19 protein-coding genes are annotated in these 19,070 nt (G+C 66.3%); 10 read left to right on the forward strand and 9 right to left on the reverse strand.

Annotated elements, in window-relative coordinates:
- The first annotated feature begins 177 nt into the window (after positions 1-177).
- From AC1RLU_RS25505 to AC1RLU_RS25530, 6 genes are all read left to right on the forward strand, one after another.
- Complete coding sequence (locus AC1RLU_RS25505; protein ID WP_492798871.1) at positions 178-1,491, forward strand: ABC transporter substrate-binding protein; 1,314 nt, start codon at positions 178-180, stop codon at positions 1,489-1,491.
- 50 nt (positions 1,492-1,541) lie between these two features.
- On the forward strand, positions 1,542-2,399 hold the full coding sequence (locus AC1RLU_RS25510) for a carbohydrate ABC transporter permease (protein WP_492798872.1): 858 nt from the start codon (positions 1,542-1,544) through the stop codon (positions 2,397-2,399).
- Between the two features lie 5 nt (positions 2,400-2,404).
- A complete protein-coding gene (locus tag AC1RLU_RS25515; RefSeq protein ID WP_492798873.1) occupies positions 2,405-3,235 on the forward strand; it encodes a carbohydrate ABC transporter permease in 831 nt (276 codons plus the stop codon).
- 83 nt (positions 3,236-3,318) lie between these two features.
- Complete coding sequence (locus tag AC1RLU_RS25520) at positions 3,319-4,173, forward strand: sugar phosphate isomerase/epimerase family protein (RefSeq protein ID WP_492798874.1); 855 nt, start codon at positions 3,319-3,321, stop codon at positions 4,171-4,173.
- 61 nt (positions 4,174-4,234) lie between these two features.
- On the forward strand, positions 4,235-5,299 hold the full coding sequence (locus AC1RLU_RS25525) for an ABC transporter ATP-binding protein (RefSeq protein WP_492798875.1): 1,065 nt from the start codon (positions 4,235-4,237) through the stop codon (positions 5,297-5,299).
- 574 nt (positions 5,300-5,873) lie between these two features.
- Positions 5,874-6,461 (forward strand): hypothetical protein, encoded by a 588-nt coding sequence (locus AC1RLU_RS25530; protein WP_113584545.1) that lies wholly within the window; start codon positions 5,874-5,876, stop codon positions 6,459-6,461.
- Positions 6,462-6,497: 36 nt separating this feature from the next.
- Here AC1RLU_RS25530 and AC1RLU_RS25535 read toward each other — a convergent pair whose 3' ends face one another.
- The 9 genes from AC1RLU_RS25535 to proB form a co-directional block, all read right to left on the reverse strand.
- Positions 6,498-7,022 carry an RNA pyrophosphohydrolase gene (locus AC1RLU_RS25535; protein WP_492798876.1) on the reverse strand — a complete coding sequence of 175 codons (525 nt, stop codon included), beginning with the start codon at positions 7,020-7,022 and terminating at the stop codon, positions 6,498-6,500.
- Positions 7,019-8,149, reverse strand: a complete 1,131-nt coding sequence (locus AC1RLU_RS25540; RefSeq protein ID WP_492798877.1) for a divergent polysaccharide deacetylase family protein — start codon at positions 8,147-8,149, stop codon at positions 7,019-7,021. The genes AC1RLU_RS25535 and AC1RLU_RS25540 overlap by 4 nt, the downstream gene beginning before the upstream one ends.
- Positions 8,150-8,332: 183 nt before the next feature.
- Positions 8,333-9,694: a S41 family peptidase gene (locus AC1RLU_RS25545; protein ID WP_492798878.1), complete on the reverse strand. Its 1,362-nt coding sequence runs from the start codon at positions 9,692-9,694 to the stop codon at positions 8,333-8,335.
- Entirely contained in the window at positions 9,694-11,049 is a 1,356-nt protein-coding gene (locus AC1RLU_RS25550) for a murein hydrolase activator EnvC family protein (RefSeq protein ID WP_492798879.1), read from the reverse strand. The genes AC1RLU_RS25545 and AC1RLU_RS25550 overlap by 1 nt, the downstream gene beginning before the upstream one ends.
- Positions 11,046-11,540, reverse strand: coding sequence for a 23S rRNA (pseudouridine(1915)-N(3))-methyltransferase RlmH (gene rlmH / locus AC1RLU_RS25555; RefSeq protein WP_492798880.1), 495 nt, complete (start codon positions 11,538-11,540; stop codon positions 11,046-11,048). The genes AC1RLU_RS25550 and rlmH overlap by 4 nt, the downstream gene beginning before the upstream one ends.
- Positions 11,541-11,552: 12 nt before the next feature.
- Positions 11,553-11,963, reverse strand: a complete 411-nt coding sequence (gene rsfS, locus AC1RLU_RS25560; RefSeq protein WP_413813553.1) for a ribosome silencing factor — start codon at positions 11,961-11,963, stop codon at positions 11,553-11,555.
- Between the two features lie 70 nt (positions 11,964-12,033).
- Entirely contained in the window at positions 12,034-12,657 is a 624-nt protein-coding gene (locus tag AC1RLU_RS25565) for a nicotinate-nucleotide adenylyltransferase (protein WP_061971326.1), read from the reverse strand.
- A 15-nt stretch (positions 12,658-12,672) separates the two neighbouring features.
- The gene (locus tag AC1RLU_RS25570) at positions 12,673-13,914 is read right to left on the reverse strand and encodes a glutamate-5-semialdehyde dehydrogenase (protein ID WP_492798945.1); all 1,242 of its coding nucleotides are present in this window, start codon (positions 13,912-13,914) and stop codon (positions 12,673-12,675) included.
- Positions 13,915-14,025: 111 nt separating this feature from the next.
- Positions 14,026-15,216, reverse strand: a complete 1,191-nt coding sequence (gene proB / locus AC1RLU_RS25575) for a glutamate 5-kinase (protein WP_492798881.1) — start codon at positions 15,214-15,216, stop codon at positions 14,026-14,028.
- A 280-nt stretch (positions 15,217-15,496) separates the two neighbouring features.
- Between proB and AC1RLU_RS25580 the strand changes: the two genes are divergently transcribed.
- The 4 genes from AC1RLU_RS25580 to AC1RLU_RS25595 all read left to right on the forward strand — a co-directional run bounded on the left by AC1RLU_RS25580 (position 15,497) and on the right by AC1RLU_RS25595 (position 19,068).
- The gene (locus AC1RLU_RS25580) at positions 15,497-15,871 is read left to right on the forward strand and encodes a DUF6481 family protein (protein ID WP_061971329.1); all 375 of its coding nucleotides are present in this window, start codon (positions 15,497-15,499) and stop codon (positions 15,869-15,871) included.
- Positions 15,872-16,133: 262 nt separating this feature from the next.
- Positions 16,134-16,715 carry a sigma-70 family RNA polymerase sigma factor gene (locus tag AC1RLU_RS25585; RefSeq protein WP_425284620.1) on the forward strand — a complete coding sequence of 194 codons (582 nt, stop codon included), beginning with the start codon at positions 16,134-16,136 and terminating at the stop codon, positions 16,713-16,715.
- A 111-nt stretch (positions 16,716-16,826) separates the two neighbouring features.
- Positions 16,827-17,519, forward strand: coding sequence for an anti-sigma factor (locus AC1RLU_RS25590; protein ID WP_061971332.1), 693 nt, complete (start codon positions 16,827-16,829; stop codon positions 17,517-17,519).
- A gap of 61 nt (positions 17,520-17,580) precedes the next feature.
- Positions 17,581-19,068, forward strand: a complete 1,488-nt coding sequence (locus AC1RLU_RS25595; protein ID WP_492798882.1) for a S8 family serine peptidase — start codon at positions 17,581-17,583, stop codon at positions 19,066-19,068.
- Positions 19,069-19,070: the final 2 nt, after the last annotated feature.

Consider the following 19,070-nt stretch of genomic DNA (forward strand, 5'->3'; position numbering starts at 1 on the left):
ACTGAGCCGCGTTAGCGTCAAATACCCCCTTATTTCAAAGCTCTGCATGTCAGAGAATCAAGCCTTTTCATAATTTGTCCAACAACATTTATGGTTGTTGACAATATGAATTGGCCTCGCCAATGTCCGGCCCCAACGCCGGCCATCGAGAGCCGAGACGACCAGGAGGATGCCGACGTGTGGGGCAGTGTTAGGAAATTTGCGAAATATGCGGTTCTGGGCGCTTCGCTCGGGATCGTCGGCTCGACGCTCCAGGCGCGGGCGCAGGACATCCGCTTGACCTATCAAAGCTGGCATCTGGCTGAAGAGCCTTGGGCGACTTCGCTCAAGCAGGCCTTCACCGAATTCGAGAAGCTCAACCCCGGCATCAAGGTCATCCCGCAGGCGGTCTCGCTCGGCCAGCGCGACGTCACCTTGACGACCGCCATCCGCGCAGGCCGCGGCCCGGACATCTTCCAGCTCGATGCCAACCCGATCAGCCAGTACATCAAGGAAGGCTGGGTCAAGGACATCACGCCGTTCCTCGAGAAAGAGGGGGGCGCGAAGGCGGCAATGGCGGATTTCTATCCGACGATCCGCGCTGCGGTCGAGAATGACGGCAAGGTCTACGGCATTCCCAAGAACACCGCCGCGATGGTTCTCGTCTACAACAAGAAACTGTACGAAGCGGCGGGCGTCGCGCAGCCTCCGGCCGATTGGGAGGCTTTCCGTACGGCGTCAGTGGCGCTGACACGGGCCAGCAAGCCGGGCGGCGTCGTCGACCAGTGGGGCACCACCCTGGTTCTGCAGCCGGCCGGGTTCGACCTGCGCGTCTCGGTCATGCTGCGCGGCTTCGGCGCCGACTTCCTGACACCTGACAACAAGCACTCGGCCCTGAACACCCCGCAGGCCAAGGAAGCCTTCAACTACATCATCGACCTCATCCAGAAGGACAAGGTCATGCCTCCGGGCGTGTCGCAGGTCGATGCGAACGGCGCGCGCCAGTTCATGGCGCAAAGCAAGGTCGGCATGATCTTCGAGACGATGTGGGCGCTGCCGATTCTCCATGCGATAAACCCGGCTTTCGGGGCCTGGGACAATCTCGCCATGGCGCCGATCCCGGTGCGCAAGGGGGCCAATCCGCAGACGCGCTCGACGCTCTATCTGGACGGGCTGTTCATGAACCCGAACACGCCTAATGCCGAGGCGGCCTGGAAGCTGCTCAAGTTCATGACGGATCGCGAGCGGATGGAGAAATGGTTCGTCGACAACAACATGCTCTCGGCCCGGCAGTCGGTGAACGACAATTTCAAGCCGATCCAGGACAGCAAGTTCGCGCAGGTCGTGAAGACCGAGATCGAGCACGCCAGCTTCATGCCGCTGATCCCGCAATGGCCGGAAATCCTGACCGCCTTCCGCCAGAACCTGCAGGCTGCCGTCGCACAGACGAAGACGCCCGATGCGGCACTGGCAGACGCCCATAACCAGATCGAAGCGATCCTCGCCCGCTGAGGCGGGCGCATCGGCTGCCTCGACAACCCTACAAAGTACGGACCAGGATTATGACCGACCAACGTGTTGGCCTTCTCTTCGCGTTGCCCGCCATCATCCTGCTTGTCGGCATTCTCGGTTTTCCGGCAGTCGCAGCCATCCTCCAGAGCTTCAACCTGCTCTGGGGGACTGGCGATGGCCTGAAGCTCGCAAACTACACCTCGCTGCTCGCTGACGTTCAGTTCCTTCAGGCCTTCCGCAACACGGTCCTGTTCGTCAGCTCGACCGTCACGATCCATCTCGTGCTCGGCCTCGGCGTCGCCATGCTGCTGAACGCCGATGTCCGCGGCAAATGGCTGTTCCGCGTCACGGCGATCCTGCCCTGGACGGTTCCGGACGTGATCAGCGGCATCCTGTGGCGGTTCATGTTCGATCCGCTGGCCGGCTTCGTGAACTCCCTGTTTGCGACACTCGGGCTGATCCGGGAGCCGATCGACTGGCTGGGTGATCCCAATCTCGGTTTTGCCGCGGTGGTCTTCGCGGAGGGCTGGCGCGGCTACCCCTTCATCATGTTGATCCTCCTGGCGGGCCTCCAGTCGATTCCGCAGCATCAATACGAGGCGGCGCAACTGGACGGTGCCTCCACCTGGCAGAGCTTCCTCCACGTTACGGTGCCCAACCTCAAGCCGATGCTGTTCGTCGCCGCCGTGCTCGACCTGATCTGGCAGGCGCGCCTCTTCGGTCTCGTGTTCGGGATGACTGGCGGCGGGCCAGGCAATGCCACGGAGGTGATGCCGCTGCTGATCTACCGGAATTATTTCGAGTTCTTCAATTCCAGCTACGCGGCCTCGATGGCGGTGGTTCTGGCGGCGGTCATGCTCGTCTTCGCCGTGCCCTATGTCCGCTCCAGCCTGAAGAAGGAGCAGTGATCGCCATGCGCGGTTCCGCCCAATCCTCGCTCTTCGTCTGGGTCGCGCTGCTCGTCGTCGCGCTGTTCAACCTGTTCCCGTTCTACTGGATGGTGACGTCATCCTTCAAAACCTCGCTGGAAGTGGTCTCCTACCCGGCGACCCTGAGTCCGCGGGAATGGACCACCGAGGCCTACCGCAACATCTGGCTGCAGGAAGGCTTCGTCACCTATTTCAAGAACAGCCTGATCGTATCGCTGAGCACGGCCTTCCTGTCCTCCTTCGTCGGGTTGCTCGCCGGCTACGGCTTCTCACGCTTCCAGTTCAGGGGGCGGATGACCTGGATGTCCCTGTTCCTGGGAAGCCAGATGCTGCCGGGGGTGCTTCTGGTCGGCGCCTATTTCAAGATGCTGACCTTCACCGGGCTCTATGATTCCCTCTTCGGCCTGATCCTGGCGCAAACGACGATCACCTTGCCGTTCAGCGTGTGGATGCTGAAAGGTTACATCGACACGGTGCCGGCCGAGATCGACAATGCCGCCATGATCGACGGCGCCGGCCGTCTCCAGATCCTGATCCGGATCATCGCCCCCAACATCATTCCCGGGTTCGTCGCCACCGCGACCTTCGCGTTCCTGCTGGCATGGGGTGACCTGCTCTGGGCTCTCTGCCTGATCGAGGACCAGGGCAAGCAGACGATGACCCTCGGCATCACCCGCCTGATCGGCCAATTCCGAGTGCAGTGGTCGGAGATCATGGCTGCAACGGTGATCGGCAGCGTCATCCCCGCCACGCTCTACCTCTTCCTGCAGAAATACCTAGTGCAGGGCTTCACCGGCAGCGCGGTCAAGGACTGACCGCGCCCTTCGTCCGTGCCCTCCCCATTCGCTATTCCCGAAGCGGAACACGCCCCGCCTTCGGCCCCAAAAGGCATTCCCGCATGAACCCGCTTTCGATCCACTCCTACACCTTCATCCCGACCTGGACGACGGCGCTCGGGGAAAAGGCAGCGCTGATGGCCGCCGCCGCCGGCTACAACCGCCTCGTGATCCCGCTGCGCGACCACACCGTGATCGAGCCGCCTGCGATCATCTCCCTTCTCGAAAAACAGGGCCTCGAGCCCGTGACCACGGCCAATCAGCGCCCTGAAGCCGACATCTCCAGCACCGACCGCGAGATCTGGCGCGCGGGCCTCGAACGGCACCGCACCTCGCTTCGCCTGGCGCGGGATATCGGTGCCAAGCATATGGGCGGAATTCTCTACAGCGTCTTCGGCAAGGCCCAACATGCGCCGTCGGAGGAGAACACCAAGGCTGTCGCCGAAGCGCTCGCCCTCCTCGCCGACGATGCGGCCACCATGGGCCTGCGCCTCGCCCTGGAGATCGTCAACCGCTACGAAAGCAATCTCATCAACACCGTGGCCCAGGGCGTCGACATGATGCGGCGCGTCGGTGCCAAGAACCTGTATCTCCATCTCGACACCTTCCACATGAATATCGAGGAGGAGGACCCGCTCGCCGCACTGGAGCAGGCCCTGCCCTATCTCGCCTATTTCGAGATCGACCAGAACAACCGCGGCCCGCTCGACAGGGGCAGCATCGATTTCGCCCCGATGCTGGCCCGGCTGCGCACCGCCGGCTATCGCGACATGATCGGCGTCGAGGCCTTCTCCAGCGCCATCTCGGGGCCGGAGGTGGCGGCAGGCGTCGGCGCGTGGCGCAACCTGTTCGACGATGGCGCCGCAGTCGCCCGCTCGGGCATCGACGTTCTGCGCCGCGCCGGTTTCGCGGCCTGACCTCGCTTCGCCGTCCGGCACCGGCGGCTCGATCGAGTCCTTGAAAAAATCGGGGTATATCTTGGCATCTGTTCAGATCGCAAGCCTGCGCAAGGCCTACGGCAAGACGTCCATTCTCCATGGCGTCGACATCGACGTCGAAGATGGCGAATTCGTCGTCCTCGTCGGGCCTTCAGGCTGCGGGAAGTCGACGCTGCTGCGCATGATCGCGGGGCTGGAATCCGTGACCGGCGGCGATATCCGGATCAGCGACCGGAACGTCAACGCGGTTCCTCCCAAGGAGCGCGACATCGCCATGGTGTTCCAGAACTATGCGCTCTATCCGCATATGAAAGTCCGCGACAATATGAGCTTCGCGCTGAAGCTGCGCCGGGCGCCGGCAACCGAGATCGAGGAGCGCGTCAGCCGGGCGGCCGAGATTCTTGGCCTCGAGCCGCTTCTGGATCGGTATCCGCGCCAGCTCTCGGGCGGCCAGCGCCAGCGCGTCGCCATGGGCCGCGCCATCGTGCGCGATCCGAAGGTCTTCCTGTTCGACGAGCCGCTTTCGAATCTCGACGCCAAGCTGCGCGTGCGCATGCGCACCGAGATCAAGGAACTGCATCAACGCCTCAAGACCACGATGCTCTATGTGACCCATGATCAGATCGAAGCGATGACCATGGCCGACAAGATCGTGGTGATGCATGACGGCATCGTCGAGCAGATCGGCGCACCGCTCGATCTCTACGATCGGCCTGCGAACAAGTTCGTCGCGGGCTTCCTGGGGTCTCCGGCGATGAATTTCCTGACAGGGCGCATCATCCAGGGCGGAACGGCGGTCGAGACCGAAGATGGCATCAACTTGCCGCTCGGGCGGCCGATGCCGGACTCTGAGAACCGGCAGGTTGTCTATGGCATACGGCCGGAGCACCTCAGCCTCGGGAGCGGCGCGCAGCTGAAAATTCGCGTCAACGTCGTTGAGCCCACCGGACCCGAAACCCAGATTTTCGGCACGCTCGGCAAGCAATCAATCGTGGGCCTGTTCCGGGACCGAATTACGCCGGCAGCGGGGTCCGAGCTGGAGTTGACCGTTGATCCCGGCCAGGTTCACCTGTTCGCGCCAGAAACAGGGCAGCGGCTGAACTGAGAATTGCTCCGAACCCGCGCTTCGCGGCTCTTGCTCTGCCGGGTATCGAGGCACCTAGTTTGGCCTTGTACCAGGCCGCGTTCCTTAAAAATCTCCGGGCACAGGATGGTCGAATCCCGACCGATGTCGGACGAGCTTCTGGTCGAGATCGAGGCAGTCGCCAGACCCAATCCAATGCACGTAGCGGCTTCGCTCGACATAAGCCACTAGACTGCCTGATCGTGCTGCTCAGCCGCTCCAGATGCTCTGACAACCCGAAAGGCGATCGCTGTTCAATGAGTTAGCCCGCCGACCGCGCCGATGCCCGAGTGAATCACGAAGCTGCCCAGCACGAGAGGTTTTGCAGGTGTCCAGCCAGCTCCGGGCGCGGCGTTGCTGGCTCAGAAAGACAAATTAAATCGGTGTTCCAAATATATAGCTGGTTGCCGTTTTATCTTGAATGGGACGCCATTTCGCCTTTGGCGCGGCGATCACTGCGCGGCGCTTTGCGATGGTTCCGGATCGGCGCCGTTCTCGTGATTTATCCGGAATGACGGTGCTTCCGCCCCAAAGCTCCATGCTCTAAGCACGGATCATGGAGACCGTCTCGCCCCACGAACTCTTCACCCATATCCGCATCGTCCTGGGCATGGTCATCGGCCTGGGCATCACGCGGATGCTGGCCGGTCTTGCCGGCTTCATCCAGCATCCCGGCCGCTATCGCGTCTCGCTGCTCCACATGCTCTGGGTCGGCTCGATCCTGCTCGAGCTCGTGCTGTTCTGGTGGTGGGAGTTCGGGCTGTCGCGCATCCCGGCCTGGAGCTTCGGCGTCTATCTCTTCCTGGTCGGCTATGCCGTCGTGCTCTACCTGATCTCGGCGCTGCTGTTCCCGGACAATATCGCGGAGTATGCGGGCTACGAGGACTTCTTCATCCGGCGCCGGCGCTGGTTCTTCGGTCTCCTGGCTGCCGCCTTCCTGCTCGATGTCGTCGATACCCTGATCAAGGGCACCGAGCACTGGAGCCAGTTGAGCGGCGATTATCTCGTGCAGGTCCCGATCGGGCTGGCGCTGTGCCTGATCGCCTATGTCTCGGCGCGGCGCGGGGTGCATCTTGCGCTCGCCAGCGTGCACATTCTCTACCAGATCTACTGGATCGGGCGCGTCGTCTATACGATGGGCTGAAGCCGGCCGAGCGACGATTCAATCGGGCCGACGTACTCAGCTCTTCCTGCCGGCGTCTTCTGCGAAGGGGGCGAAGTGTTTCGCGACCTGCCGGTAGACCTCCCGCTTGAAGGGAATGATCAGTTCCGGCGTCTCGTCGAGCCTCGCCCAGCGCCAGGCATCGAACTCGGCCTTGTGGCCGCCGGCCGGCGTGAGAACGTCGATCTCGTCCTCGGGGCCGACAAGGCGGAAGGCGAACCACTTCTGCGCCTGGCCGCGCCAGCGGCCTTTCCAGGCCTCCTTGCCGATATCGACGGGCAGGTCGTAGGCGAGCCAGCCCGGCGCCTCGGCGAGAAGCTCAACCGAGGTGACGCTGGTTTCCTCGGCGAGCTCGCGCCGCGCAGCCTCCAGCGGCGTCTCGCCTGCGTCGATGCCGCCCTGCGGCATCTGCCAGGCATGGCCCGGCGCGACATGCTCGCGCTTGGTCTTGTCGGCGCGGCGGCCGACGAAGACGAGGCCCTCGGCGTTGAACAGGGCTAAGCCCACGCAGGGGCGATAGCCCTCGGGGGACGTGTCGGTCATCGTAGCGATCCGGTGGTTCTGGGCGATACGGGGGGCTTGGCCGTACGGAAACCGCGGGCGGCGCTCACGGGAACGATCACGAGCTTCTTGGCGTCCAGCGACTGGGCCCAGCGGTTGATCCGTTCGATCGAGACCGGCAGGGCACTTGCGGCGGCGACAACGATGCCCTGCTCGCGCGCGAGAGACTCCAAAGCGGCCAGTTCCTTGTCGATGGCATCGGCGCGGGTGACACCGTCGATGACCCGATCGATCTTCAGGGCGGGGATGCGGGCGCGGTCGGCCGAGCCGGCGAGCAGGCTGCGCGGGGACGAACCGTCATCGACGACCATCAGGCCGCGGCCGGCGAGCTCGCGCAGGATCGGGGAGAGAACGCTCTCATCGGCAGTGAAGCGGCCGCCGAGGAAATTGACGATGCCGACATAGCCGGTGAAGCGACCGAGTGCCCAATGCAGCTTGTCGATATTGTCGGGCGCCTTCGGGCCGGTCAGCAGCGTATGCGGGCCAGGGTCGTTGTCGGGATAGTCGAAGGGCTCCATCGGCAATTGCAGGAAGACCTCGTGGCCTTCGCCGCGGGCGCGCTGGACGGTGCGTTCGAGCTCGGTGCCATAAGGCGCGAAGGCGAGCGAAACCGGCGGGGGCAGCTTCGCGATCGCGTCGGCGGTGCCGCTCTGGCTGATGCCGAGCCCGCCAACGAGCAGCGCGATCCGGCCAGCCGGCTTCGGCTCCGGCTCGAGGCCGAGCGGGCGGGCATAGATCCTGGCCGGGGTCGCGCCGTCGGGGCCGAGCTTCGGCAGCAGGCCGTAGCGCGAGCGCTCGACCAGGCGGCTGTCGGGGGCCGTCGCGAGCTTGATGGTGCGGGCCTCGCTGGGAATGGTGATGATGATGGCGTCCGGCGCATCCTCGCCTGCACGCGTCACGGTCACACCCGCGCTGTTCTCAAGCTGGGCGGCGCTGGCCGGTCCACGCGACGTGGACGCATCGGCGGTGGCAGGCACGGAGGAGACGGGGGCGACGCGCTTTTCGATCGAGGCCACGGCCATCGGCTCGCCGCCATCGGGATCGCGACGCAGCGCCACTGTCAGCAAGAGCCCCAATACGGCCACGCCGACGCAACCGGCAGCCGCCATCGCGAGCCAGCGTCTCCAGGGCCTGCCAGAGGCCGCCGGGCGATCCCTGCCGAGCGGTCGATTGAGCTCCGTCAGCGGCGTTCCGGCCGTGAAAGGCCGTCCTCGAGGTTGCGACGCGGACCCGAATCACCGGTCCGCGCGCTAGTCTTGGCGCCTAAGGAGCCCGGCGTCGAGCCCGCAGGCTCAGTTCGGCTGCTTGGGGGCCTCGGGAGTGGCGGGTGCGGCCGGGGCGGCCGGCTTCTCCGCGGGGGCAGCAACATCCTTCTTGACGCCGCGCAACTGGTTCAGCGCGGCGATGAGCTGGGTGTCCTTGGTCGCGTCGGTCGGCACATAGGAGCTCGAGCCGGACTGCTCCTCGCCCTCGCCGGCCTTGAGATGGCCCTTCAGCGAAGCTTCGCCCTTGTTATCGACGAGCTTGTCCTTGATCTCCTGCGGGATGTCCTGCTGGACCTCGATATCCGGCGTGATGCCCTTGGCCTGGATCGAGTTGCCCGACGGCGTGTAGTAGCGTGCCGTGGTCAGGCGCAGGCCGCCATTGGAGCCGAGCGGGATCACGGTCTGGACCGAGCCCTTGCCGAAGGAACGCGTGCCCATCACGGTCGCGCGCTTGTGGTCCTGCAGGGCGCCGGCGACGATCTCGGCCGCCGAGGCCGAGGAGCCGTTGATCAGCACCACGACCGGCTTGCCCTTGGTCAGGTCGCCCGACTTGGCGTTGAAGACCTGGGTCTCCTCGGCATTGCGGCCGCGGGTCGAGACGATCTTGCCGCGATCGAGGAAGGCGTCGGAAACCAGCACGGACTGGTCGAGGCGTCCGCCGCGATTGTTGCGGAGGTCGATGACATAGCCCTTCAGCTTGTCGGCGCCGATATCGCTCGTGGTCTTCTCGATCGCCTTGCGCAGGCCGTCATAGGTCTGCTCGGAGAAGGTGCCGATGCGGATATAGCCGATATCGCCCTCGACGCGTTCCTCGACGGCCGGGACGACGATGGTCGAGCGGGTCAGGGTGAATTCGAGCGGCTCGGTCTTGCCGGGGCGGTCGATCTTGAGCGTGACCTGGGTGTTGATCAGCCCGCGCATCTTCTCGACGGCCTGGGTCAGGGACAGGCCCTTCACCTCGGCGCCGTCGATCTGCTTGATAATGTCGTTGGCGAGGATGCCGGCCTTGGAGGCGGGCGTGTCCTTGATCGGCTTGGCGACCTTGAGGACGCCGTCCTCCATCGTCACCTCGATGCCCAGGCCACCGAACTGGCCGCGCATGTCGGTATCCATGTCGCGGAAGGACTTGGAGTCGAGATAGGAGGAATGCGGGTCGAGCGAGGAGACCATGCCGTTGATCGCGGCCTCGATCAGCTTCTGCTCGTCGGGCTTGTCGACATAGTCGGTGCGGATCTTCTCGAAGATGTCACCGAAAAGGTTGAGGCTGCGATAGACCTCGGCCGAGGCCGCGACCGCGCTGGTCGAGGAGAGCAGCCTGGTCTGTGTGGCCAGTCCGGTCAGACCTGCGCCCATGATGGCGCCGGCGAGAACGAGGGAAACCTTGCGCATCATCCGCGAACCTTTTCGCCTTGCGATTTCGTCCACCACGGTGTCGGGTCGATCGAAACGCCGTCTTTCCTGAATTCGATATACAGAACCGGCTGCCCGGTTCCCACTCCTACCGTCGTCGCGGCAGCTTCCGACGTTTCGCCCATCGCCGCAACCGGCTCCCCTGCCAGCACGAACTGATTGAGCGCGACATCGATCCGCTGCATGCCGGCTAGCAGGATGTAGTATCCTCCGCCAGCGTTCAGGATCAAGAGTTGCCCGAACGAGCGAAACGGCCCCGCATAAACCACCCAACCGTCAGAAGGCGCCGAAACTAGGGCGCCCGGCCGGGTCTCCAGCGAAATCCCGCGAATCGTGCCGCCGGCGCCGTCGGCATCGCCAAAACCACGCAATCGTGATCCCGCCACCGGCAGGGAAAGCAGGCCCCGGGCTTCGGCGAAGGCGATCTTCGGGGCAAGCCGCGCTGGGTCCTTGAAGGCCAGCGCCGTCATGCGTTCGCGCTGGTCGCGCGTTTCCTGCTCGATCGCCTGGCGGGCGGCGTCGGCCGCCTTGTTGGCAACGGAGATCTCCTTCTCGATCCTCTCGACGAAATCCCGCATCGAGCGGGCCTGCCCGGCCAGCTCCCTGCCGAGCGCGGCTTGCTGCTCGACATCCTTGGCGGCGCTGGCCTCGCGCTCGCGCCTCGCCTCGATCAGGGCGGCGAGGCGCTGCCGCTCGGCCGCGATCTGCTCCATTTCCGTGCCGATGTGGCCCTTTTCGGTGGCGATGCCCTGGCGCAGCCGCACGAGTTCGGCGAGATCGGTGCCGAGAATTTCGATCTCCTGCCTGAGATCGGGCACGACGGCGCCGAGCAGCATCGAGGCGCGTACGGCTTCGAGAATGTCCTCGGGGCGCACCAGCACGGCCGGGGGCGGGCGCCGGCCGATGCGTTGCAGCGCGGCCAGAACCTCGGCGATCAGGTTGCGCCGGCCGTCGAGCGAGCGGCGAATCGCAGTCTCGCTGGATTGCAGGAGGCTGAGCCGCGTCTCCAGCGCGCCGAGCCGCTCCTCGCCGGCCTGCGTCCTGGCGGTGGTTTCGAGGAGAGCCTTGTTGAGAGCGGCACGATCGGCGCGGATGCCCGCCATTTCCTTCTCGAGGGCGGCGCGGGCGTCGGCGTTTCCGGCGAGACGCTGCTCGATCGCCTTGAGCTCGCTCTCGCGCGCCTGCTTCTCGACGAGCTTCTGCATCGCCTCGCGCTGGAGGGCTTCCGGATCCGGCTGGGGCGTCTGGGCAAGGGCGGAAGCACCGAACGCGGCTACCAGCAGGGCGGTGAGGCCCAGGCAGCGCAGTCCGGAGCGAATCAGCGGCGCGGTCATACGCGATGATAGGGGTGGCCGGAGATGATCGTCATTGCCCTATAGAGCTGCTCGAGCACCAGCGCGCGGACGATCTGGTGCGGAATCGTCAAGGCGCCGAAAGCGAGCGTTATATCGGCCCTGTCGCGGATCTCCTCGCTCAGGCCGTCGGCGCCGCCGATGATCAGGCTGGCATGGCCGGTTCCGGAATCGCGGGCGGTGGCGAGGCGGGTGGCGAAGGCTTCGCTGCCAAGCTGGCGGCCGCGCTCGTCAAGGGCGATGATCAGGCCAGGCTGCGCCTTGGCCGAGGAAAATTGCGCGAGAATGGCTTGCGCCTCCTCGCGCTTGCGCTCGTCGGGGCGGCGGCCGCGGCCCTCTGCGATCTCGACGATGTCGGGACCGCTGAGGCCGATGCTGCGGCCGAGCGCGAGGCCGCGCTCACGATAGCGCTCGCAGAGTTCGCGTTCCGGCCCGTCCTTGAGCCGGCCGACGGCGATGACCGCGAGCCGCATCCGAAAACAGCTTCAGCTGTCGAGGCGTTCGTTCGGCCGGTCGGTGCCCCACATCTTTTCGAGATTGTAGAACTGGCGCACTTCGGGTCGGAAGACGTGGATAATGATGTCGCCGGTATCGATCAGCACCCAGTCGCAAGCCGGCATGCCCTCGACGTTCGGCGTGGGCAATCCGGAGGCCTTGAGGGCTTCGATGAGCGCGTCCGAGATGGCCGCGACGTGGCGGTTGACGTTGCCCGAGGCGATGATCATCGCGTCGGCCAGCGAGGTCTTGCCAACGAGGTCGATCACCGTGATGTCCTCGGCCTTCATGTCCTCGAGGACACGCTGGGCGAGGGCGATGCTGTCGGCAGAGGGATTGTCCGCGACGGCAGCCTGGGGAAGCGGCTTCGGCTCGGCTTCACCAAGGGTTTGACGGGTCAGTGACGTATCCTCTCGATCCAGATGCGCGCTTGGCGCGATGCAGCCAAAATAAGCCGGGAGGTCCCGGAATTCAATCGCGACCAGCCTGTCTGCGTAGCATGGTCGAGGATAACATCGAGCGCTTCCCGTGCAGAAAGACCCAGGCTGGAGGCTTCATGCGCGGCAGGGCCGCCGCCCGGCTTTCGGGCAGGCGCCAGCGCGAGAGCCAGTTCGCGGCAGGCGAGGCCATGGCGCTGTGGGTCGAGCCCGGCCGGTCGATGATCGCGATCGGCATCATCCGGGCGATGGCACGCCATTCGTTCCAGCGGTGGAAACCGGCGAGGTTGTCCGAGCCCATGACCCAGACGAAATTGACGCCCGGACAGCGCCGCTTCAGCGCGCGCAGCGTGTCGGCGGTGTAACGGGTGCGCAGCATCGCCTCGACGCCGGTGACGTCGATGCGGGCATGGCCGGCGATGCTTTCAGCCTGGCGGATGCGTTCGGCGAGCGAGGGCAGCTTCGCATTGTCCTTCAGCGGATTGCCGGGCGTGACCAGCCACCAGACGCGGTCGAGCTGGAGCCGGCGCAAGGCGGTCAGGCTCGCGAGCCGATGCCCGTCATGAGCCGGGTTGAAACTGCCGCCGAACAGGCCGACGCGCAGGCCGGGCGCAAAGGGGGGCAGCCGGGACGGCAGGCGCGTCAGCTCGCTCGTCATGCGTCCTGCTTCGCCTCAGGGCCGGATCTGGCCCGCGCCGTGGACGCGGTACTTGAAGGAGCAGAGTTGTTCGACCCCGACGGGGCCGCGTGCATGCATGCGGCCGGTGGCGATGCCGATTTCGGCGCCGAAGCCGAATTCGCCGCCATCGGCGAACTGGGTCGAGGCGTTGTGGATGACGATGGCGGAATCGACCTCGGCGAGAAAGCGGGCGGCGGCGGCCGCGTCATCGGTGACGATCGCATCGGTATGGTGCGAGCCGTAGCGCTCGATATGGTCGATCGCGGCATCGATGCCGTGGACGGTCTTCACGGCGATGATCCGGTCGAGATATTCGGTCGCCCAGTCTTCTTCGGTGGCGGCCGTCACACGGGCATCGGCCGTCCTGGCGGCCTCATCGCCACGTACGGCACAGCCGGCTTCGAGCAGAGCGCCGACGAGCGGGACGAGGTGGGTCGCCGCACAGGCTTCGTCGATCAGCAGCGTCTCGGCCGCGCCGCAGACGCCGGTGCGGCGCAATTTGGCGTTGAGCAGGATCTCGCGGGCCATGGCGAGGTCGGCTTTCGCATCGACATAGACATGGCAGTTGCCGTCGAGATGGGCGAAGACCGGCACGCGCGCCTCGCTCTGGACGCGGGCGACGAGGCTCTTGCCGCCACGCGGCACGACGACGTCGATATTGCCGTTCAGCCCCGAGAGGATTTCGCCGACAGCGGCACGGTCGCGCGTCGGCACGAGCTGGATCGCGTCGCCGGGCAGGCCGGCGGCTTCGAGGCCCTCGCGCATCGCTGCGGCGATCTCGGTCGAGGAGCGGAAGGAGTCGGAGCCGGCGCGCAGGATTGCGGCATTGCCGCTCTTCAGGCAGAGCGCGCCGGCATCGGCCGTGACGTTGGGGCGGCTCTCGAAGATCACGGCGATGACGCCGAGCGGGGTTGCGACGCGTTCGAAGCGCAAACCGTTCGGCCGCGTCCACTCCGCCAGCACCCGCCCGAGCGGATCGGGCAGGGTGGCGACTTCGGCGACCGCATCGGCGATCGCGGCAAGCCGCGTCTCATCGAGGGCGAGGCGATCCATGAAGGAGGCGCTCAAGGAGGCGGCCTTGCCGTCGGCGAGGTCCTGGGCGTTGGCGGCGAGGATGCGGGAGGTGCGAGCCCGCAAAGCGTCCGCCATCGCGAGGAGCGCGGCGTTGCGCTGTCCGGCCGGGCTCAGCGCGACCTTGCGCGCGGCGGCGCGGGCGCGCCGGCCGAGATCCTGCATGACGCGGCCGACATCAGCGGCCTCGTTCGTCGCGATGATGCGCAATGCGCTGTCGCCGGTCATCTCGTTCAGTCCAAAATCCGGCTGGCAAATGCCAGTCCCGAAGAAAGTTTAACCCAGCCCGAGCGCCATGTCGTCCCGGTGGATCATTTCGGCGCGGCCGGGGTGGCCGAGCACGGTCTCGATGTCGCGCGAGGCCTTGCCGAGGACCAGCGCCGCCTCGCCGGCATCATAGGAGACAAGGCCGCGTCCGAGCAGTTGCCCCTCGGGGTCGCGGATCAGCACGGCGTCGCCGCGCGCGAACTCGCCCTCGATGCGGGTGACGCCGACCGGCAGCAGGCTCGCGCCGCCGCGCAGCGCGCGGGCCGCGCCGGCGTCGAGATGCAGCGTGCCGCGCGGTTCCAGCGAGCCGGCGATCCAGGTCTTGCGGGCGGTGGCGGGCGTCGAAGCCGTGAGGAACCAGGTGCAGCGGCCGCCACTGGCGACGCTCGCAAGCGGGTTCTTGGCCCGCCCGTCGGCGATCAGCATATGGGTGCCGCCGGCTGCCGCGATCTTGCCGGCCTCGATCTTGGTGCGCATGCCGCCGCGCGACAACTCGGACGCCGCGCCCCCGGCCATGGCGTCGATCTCGGGCGTGATGCGCTCGACCACGGGGATATGCTGGGCGCCGGGGTCCTTCGCGGGCGGCGCCGTATAGAGCCCGTCGATATCGGAGAAGAGCACCAGCAGGTCGGCGCCGGCCATGGTCGCGACCCGCGCCGCGAGCCTGTCATTGTCGCCGTAGCGGATCTCGGTGGTGGCGACCGTGTCGTTCTCGTTGATGACGGGGATGGCGCGCAGGTCGAGCAGGCGGCCGAGCGTCGCGCGCGCGTTGAGATAGCGGCGGCGCTGCTCGGTATCCGCCAGCGTCAGCAGCACCTGGCCGGCGGTCAGGCCATGGGCGCCGAGCGCCTCGGCCCAGTTGCGGGCGAGCGCGATCTGGCCGACGGCCGCGGCGGCCTGGCTTTCCTCCAGCCTCAAGGGTCCGGAGGGCAGGCCGAGCACGGTGCGCCCGAGCGCGATCGCGCCGGAGGAGACGACGAGCACGTCGGCGCCGCGCTGGTGCAACTCGGCAAGGTCCTCCGCCAGCGCGGCGAGCCAGGCATGGCGCAGTCGACCGCGATCGCGGTCGACCAGCAGGCTGGAGCCGACCTTGACGACGATGCGGCGGAAATCGGAGAGCAGGGGCGTCTTCACGGGGAGCACGGCGTTGTTGCGGCAGTCGCCCTGCCTGTTGGCGAAAATGCCTCGCTTGTAAAGCATAGAGGTGTTTTCCGGTCGCGATGCGGCGCGCAAAAGGGCTCTCTGCATTGACAGGCACGGACTGGCCGCCCATATGCATGGGCCGGCCCGCCCGTCTGATCGGGTGCCGATCCTGCCATTCTCATGCGTTTTTGGCGTGCGGTAAGCAGGGCCTGCCGCCCGATAAGCGTTGGAAGCGGGGCTGCCGCGCGTCGATTTCGATACCAATCCGGCCGGATCTGGATTATCTCGCCCGCGCGGGCCGAGCAAACGCCCGTAACAACCCGAGAGAAGATCACCCTTGAAGAACCCGAACGACCGCAGCTTCACCGACCGCCAGTCCAATTCCGCCAATGCCAAGAAGGCGCTGCTTGAGCGTTTCAAGGCCCGGCCGAAGGCCGACGACCCGGTGATGGTGCAGCGACGCGAGGAGCGGGAAGCCATCGCCCAGGCCCGCGCCGAGCGCGAAGCCGAGAAGGCGAAGATCCGGGCCGAGAACGAGCGCCTGGAAGCGATCGAACGTGCGCGCATCGAAGAAGAGAAGCGCCAGGAAGAGATCGCCCGCGAGGTTGCCCGCAAGGCGGAGCAGGCCAAGCGCGACGCCGAGCGTCCGCGCAAGGTGCTGCTGGAAGCCGTGCAGTACATGCAGATGCGGACGGCCGGCAAGCGCCGCTGACGCCTTTTCGGCTCGGTCGACATCGGCCGGGCGACAGGAATTCGCGCATCTCTAGAGAATGCGATTTGGGGCGCCGCGAGCGCCCCTTTTCATATCCGCTTAACTGCGATGGAAGCGCCTGCCCCAGGCAATGGCTGCTTTTCGGCCAAAAAACTCTTATCCGTTTCGCATCGACCTATCGGCAAATCCGCTTGCGCAGATTAATGTGCGCGCCGGGTTGAACCTTTTTCCTGCTCGCCGCGACAACCGGATGCGAGCCGGGATGCCTGGCCTTCGAGGGGCAATGCATACGGAATCGGACGAGGATCTCGTCAAACGGATCGCCTCTGGTGACCGGCTCGCGATGAAGGTGCTGTTTTCGCGGCATCAGGTGCGGGTCTACCGTTTCGTGCTGCGGCTCGTCCGCGACGAGACGCTTGCCGAGGATGTGATCAGTGACGTGTTCATGGATCTGTGGCGACAGGCGGACCGGTTCGAGGCTCGCGCCTCGGTCTCGACCTGGCTGCTCGCCATTGCCCGGAACAAGGCCTGGTCGCTCCTGCGCAAGCGCCGCGATGCCGAGCTGGACGAGGATTATGCCGAAAGCATCGAGGACGAGGCCGACGGCCCCGAGATCGTGCTGCAGAAGCAGGATAAGGGTCTCGCCATTCGCGCCTGCCTCGGACGTCTTTCGGCCGAGCACCGCGAGGTCATCGACCTCGTCTATTACCATGAGACTTCTGTCGAAGAGGTCGCACGGATCGTCGGAATCCCCGAGAATACCGTCAAGACCCGCCTCTTCCACGCCCGCAAGAAGCTGGGCGAGTTGCTCAAAGCTGCCGGTATCGACCGCGGCTGGCCGTAAGAATTTGGTGCTTTTTACTGCCGCATTTTCTTCACGCGAACCGGTATCCACTTCGCTTGAAAATGCTTCTGTTTTTATGAGGCGCGGCCCGGCCGCCCGAGGAGTGGCGTGATGAACGACAGCATCGCCAGCGATCCGAAGCGCCGCGAGCTCGAGGAGCTGCTGCCCTTCTATGCCAATGGCCGGATCTCCGACGCCGACAAGCGCCGCGTCGAGACTGCGCTCGCCGTCGATGCCGAGCTTGCCGCCCGGCTCGATCTGATCCGCGACGACATGGCCGAGACGGTCCTGCTCAACGAGGGCCTCGGCGCTCCCTCCCACAACGCGCTCGAAAAGCTGATGGCCGGGATCGAGGCGGAAGCCCGCCCGGTGCCGCTGCTGGCACGTGCCAAGGACAACAGCCGCGGTTTCCTGGGCTGGCTCGGCGGACTTCTGGCCGGGCAGCCGCCGCGTCGTCTGGCCTATGTCAGCGCCGCCGCAATCGCGTTGATCGCGCTACAGGGCGTCGCGATCACCGGGCTTGCGCTGCACAAGGGCGGCTCCGGCTTCGAGACCGCTTCGGCGCCGGGTGCGCGGCCGTCGGAGAGCTATGTGCTGCTGAGCTTCTCGCCCGAGGCGCGGGCCGGCGAGATCGCCTCCTTCTTCAAGCGCTTCGACGCCTCGGTGGTCGATGGCCCGCGCGCCAACGGCTTCTTCAAGGTGCGCGTCGGCGATGCCTCCCTCTCCTCCGCCCAGCTCGATGCCATCGCGGCGCGGATGAAGGGCGAGAGTGCCATCGTCAGCTTCGTCGCACCGGCGCCGTGAACCGGCTGGCGCGGTTGCTGGGCGCCATGGCATGATGTCGTCGTCGCAGGAGGGTGAGGCCATGCAGCTGTCCCCGTTCGCCCGTCGGAAATCATCGCTTCGGTGCCTCGCCGGCGCCGGCCTTGTCGCATGCGTGCTCGCACTCGTGCCGGGACCGGCTTTCGCGCAGCCCGCGGGTGGGACCGGTGACGGCAAGGATAAGCGCGTCGCGCCGACGACGAGCCCGCAGCAGCCATCCGCCGGCGGAACCAACCGCTCGATGCGCGTGCCGCCCGGCTCCTGGCTGCAGCCGCGAGCCCAGCGCAGCATCGTTCCGGCGATGGATGAGACCCGCTTCGTCCCCGACGAGGTGCTGTTCGAGCTTGCGCCCAATGTCGAGGCGGAGGCGGTGTTGCGCCGCTATGGCGCGACGCTGATCGCCAGCCAGCGCTTCGAGCTCGCAGGCGTCACCATCATCCGCGCCAGGATCGAGGCTGGACGCGATCTGCGCGCCGTGCTCACTGCGATGGCGGAGGACACCAGCATCGCCGGGGCGCAGCCGAACTTCCTCTTCGAATTGCAGCAGGACTCCCAGTCCCGTGCCGGCGCGCCAGCGGGAGCAACCACCGCCTCATCGGAAGCGACCACCGCACCGCCGCCGCCGAGCCTGCGCCTGGCCGATCCCGCGACGGCGGCGCGCGGCAGCGCCGCGGTGCGGCGCATCCTGCCGCCGCAATACATCGTCGAGAAGCTGCGCCTCGGCGAGGTGCGCAAGCTGGCGCAGGGACGCGGCATCCGCGTCGGCCTGATCGACTCCGGCGTAGATATGGAGCATCCTGAGATCAGGGGCTCGGTCCTCGGCTATCTCGACGCGATCGACGGGCTGGCGACGCCGCATGCGCACGGCACCTCGATGGCGACGGCCATCGTCGCGCATGGCGAATTGCAGGGTATCGCTCCTGCGGCCCGCCTCATCGTCGCCCGCGCCTTCGGCGGGCCGCAGGCGACCTCAGCCAACGGCAAGTCGTTCCAGATCCTGACCGCGCTCGAATGGGTCGTCCAGCAACGCGCCAAGGTGGTCAATCTCAGCTTCGCCGGCCCGCAGGACCGCCTGCTCTCCAAGGCGCTGGCCGGCGCGAAGGAGCGCGGTGTCATCACGATCGCCGCCGCCGGCAATGGCGGAGCCCGCGCTGCCCCGCTCTATCCCGGTGCCGACCCGAGCGTGATCGCGGTGACGGCGACCGATGCCGAGGACAAGGTCTTCAGCGACGCCAATCGCGGCAGTTATGTCGCGATCGCCGCGCCGGGCGTCGACGTGCTGACGGCCGAGCCCGGCGGACGCTACGCCTTCACCTCGGGCACGTCGATCGCCGCCGCCCATGTCACCGCGCTGGTCGCGCTCCTGCTCGAAAAGCAGCCGGAGCTCGATACCGACAGCGCCCGCCGGGTGCTCGCCGAAAGCGCGACCGATCTCGGCTCGCGCGGGCGCGACCCGACCTTCGGCGCCGGGCGGATCGACCCGCCGACGGCGCTCGCCCGCGTGTTGCCGGTCGCGACGGCGCGGCCCTGACC

The sequence above is a fragment of the Allobosea sp. GW822-FHT05A11 genome, assembly GCF_058800455.1.

Bases quoted from the DNA above. Each gene is read 5' to 3' on its own strand.
- AC1RLU_RS25585 (WP_425284620.1), top strand. From the start codon at position 16,134: ATGCCTGGCCTTCGAGGGGCAATGCATACGGAATCGGACGAGGATCTC.
- AC1RLU_RS25520 (WP_492798874.1), top strand. From the start codon at position 3,319: ATGAACCCGCTTTCGATCCACTCCTACACCTTCATCCCGACCTGGACG.
- AC1RLU_RS25540 (WP_492798877.1), bottom strand. From the start codon at position 8,149: ATGGCGGCTGCCGGTTGCGTCGGCGTGGCCGTATTGGGGCTCTTGCTG.
- AC1RLU_RS25590 (WP_061971332.1), top strand. From the start codon at position 16,827: ATGAACGACAGCATCGCCAGCGATCCGAAGCGCCGCGAGCTCGAGGAG.
- rlmH (WP_492798880.1), bottom strand. From the start codon at position 11,540: ATGCGGCTCGCGGTCATCGCCGTCGGCCGGCTCAAGGACGGGCCGGAA.
- proB (WP_492798881.1), bottom strand. From the start codon at position 15,216: ATGCTTTACAAGCGAGGCATTTTCGCCAACAGGCAGGGCGACTGCCGC.
- AC1RLU_RS25530 (WP_113584545.1), top strand. From the start codon at position 5,874: ATGGAGACCGTCTCGCCCCACGAACTCTTCACCCATATCCGCATCGTC.
- AC1RLU_RS25535 (WP_492798876.1), bottom strand. From the start codon at position 7,022: ATGACCGACACGTCCCCCGAGGGCTATCGCCCCTGCGTGGGCTTAGCC.
- AC1RLU_RS25545 (WP_492798878.1), bottom strand. From the start codon at position 9,694: ATGCGCAAGGTTTCCCTCGTTCTCGCCGGCGCCATCATGGGCGCAGGT.
- AC1RLU_RS25515 (WP_492798873.1), top strand. From the start codon at position 2,405: ATGCGCGGTTCCGCCCAATCCTCGCTCTTCGTCTGGGTCGCGCTGCTC.
- AC1RLU_RS25565 (WP_061971326.1), bottom strand. From the start codon at position 12,657: ATGACGAGCGAGCTGACGCGCCTGCCGTCCCGGCTGCCCCCCTTTGCG.
- AC1RLU_RS25570 (WP_492798945.1), bottom strand. From the start codon at position 13,914: ATGCAGGATCTCGGCCGGCGCGCCCGCGCCGCCGCGCGCAAGGTCGCG.
- AC1RLU_RS25510 (WP_492798872.1), top strand. From the start codon at position 1,542: ATGACCGACCAACGTGTTGGCCTTCTCTTCGCGTTGCCCGCCATCATC.
- AC1RLU_RS25550 (WP_492798879.1), bottom strand. From the start codon at position 11,049: ATGACCGCGCCGCTGATTCGCTCCGGACTGCGCTGCCTGGGCCTCACC.
- AC1RLU_RS25595 (WP_492798882.1), top strand. From the start codon at position 17,581: ATGCAGCTGTCCCCGTTCGCCCGTCGGAAATCATCGCTTCGGTGCCTC.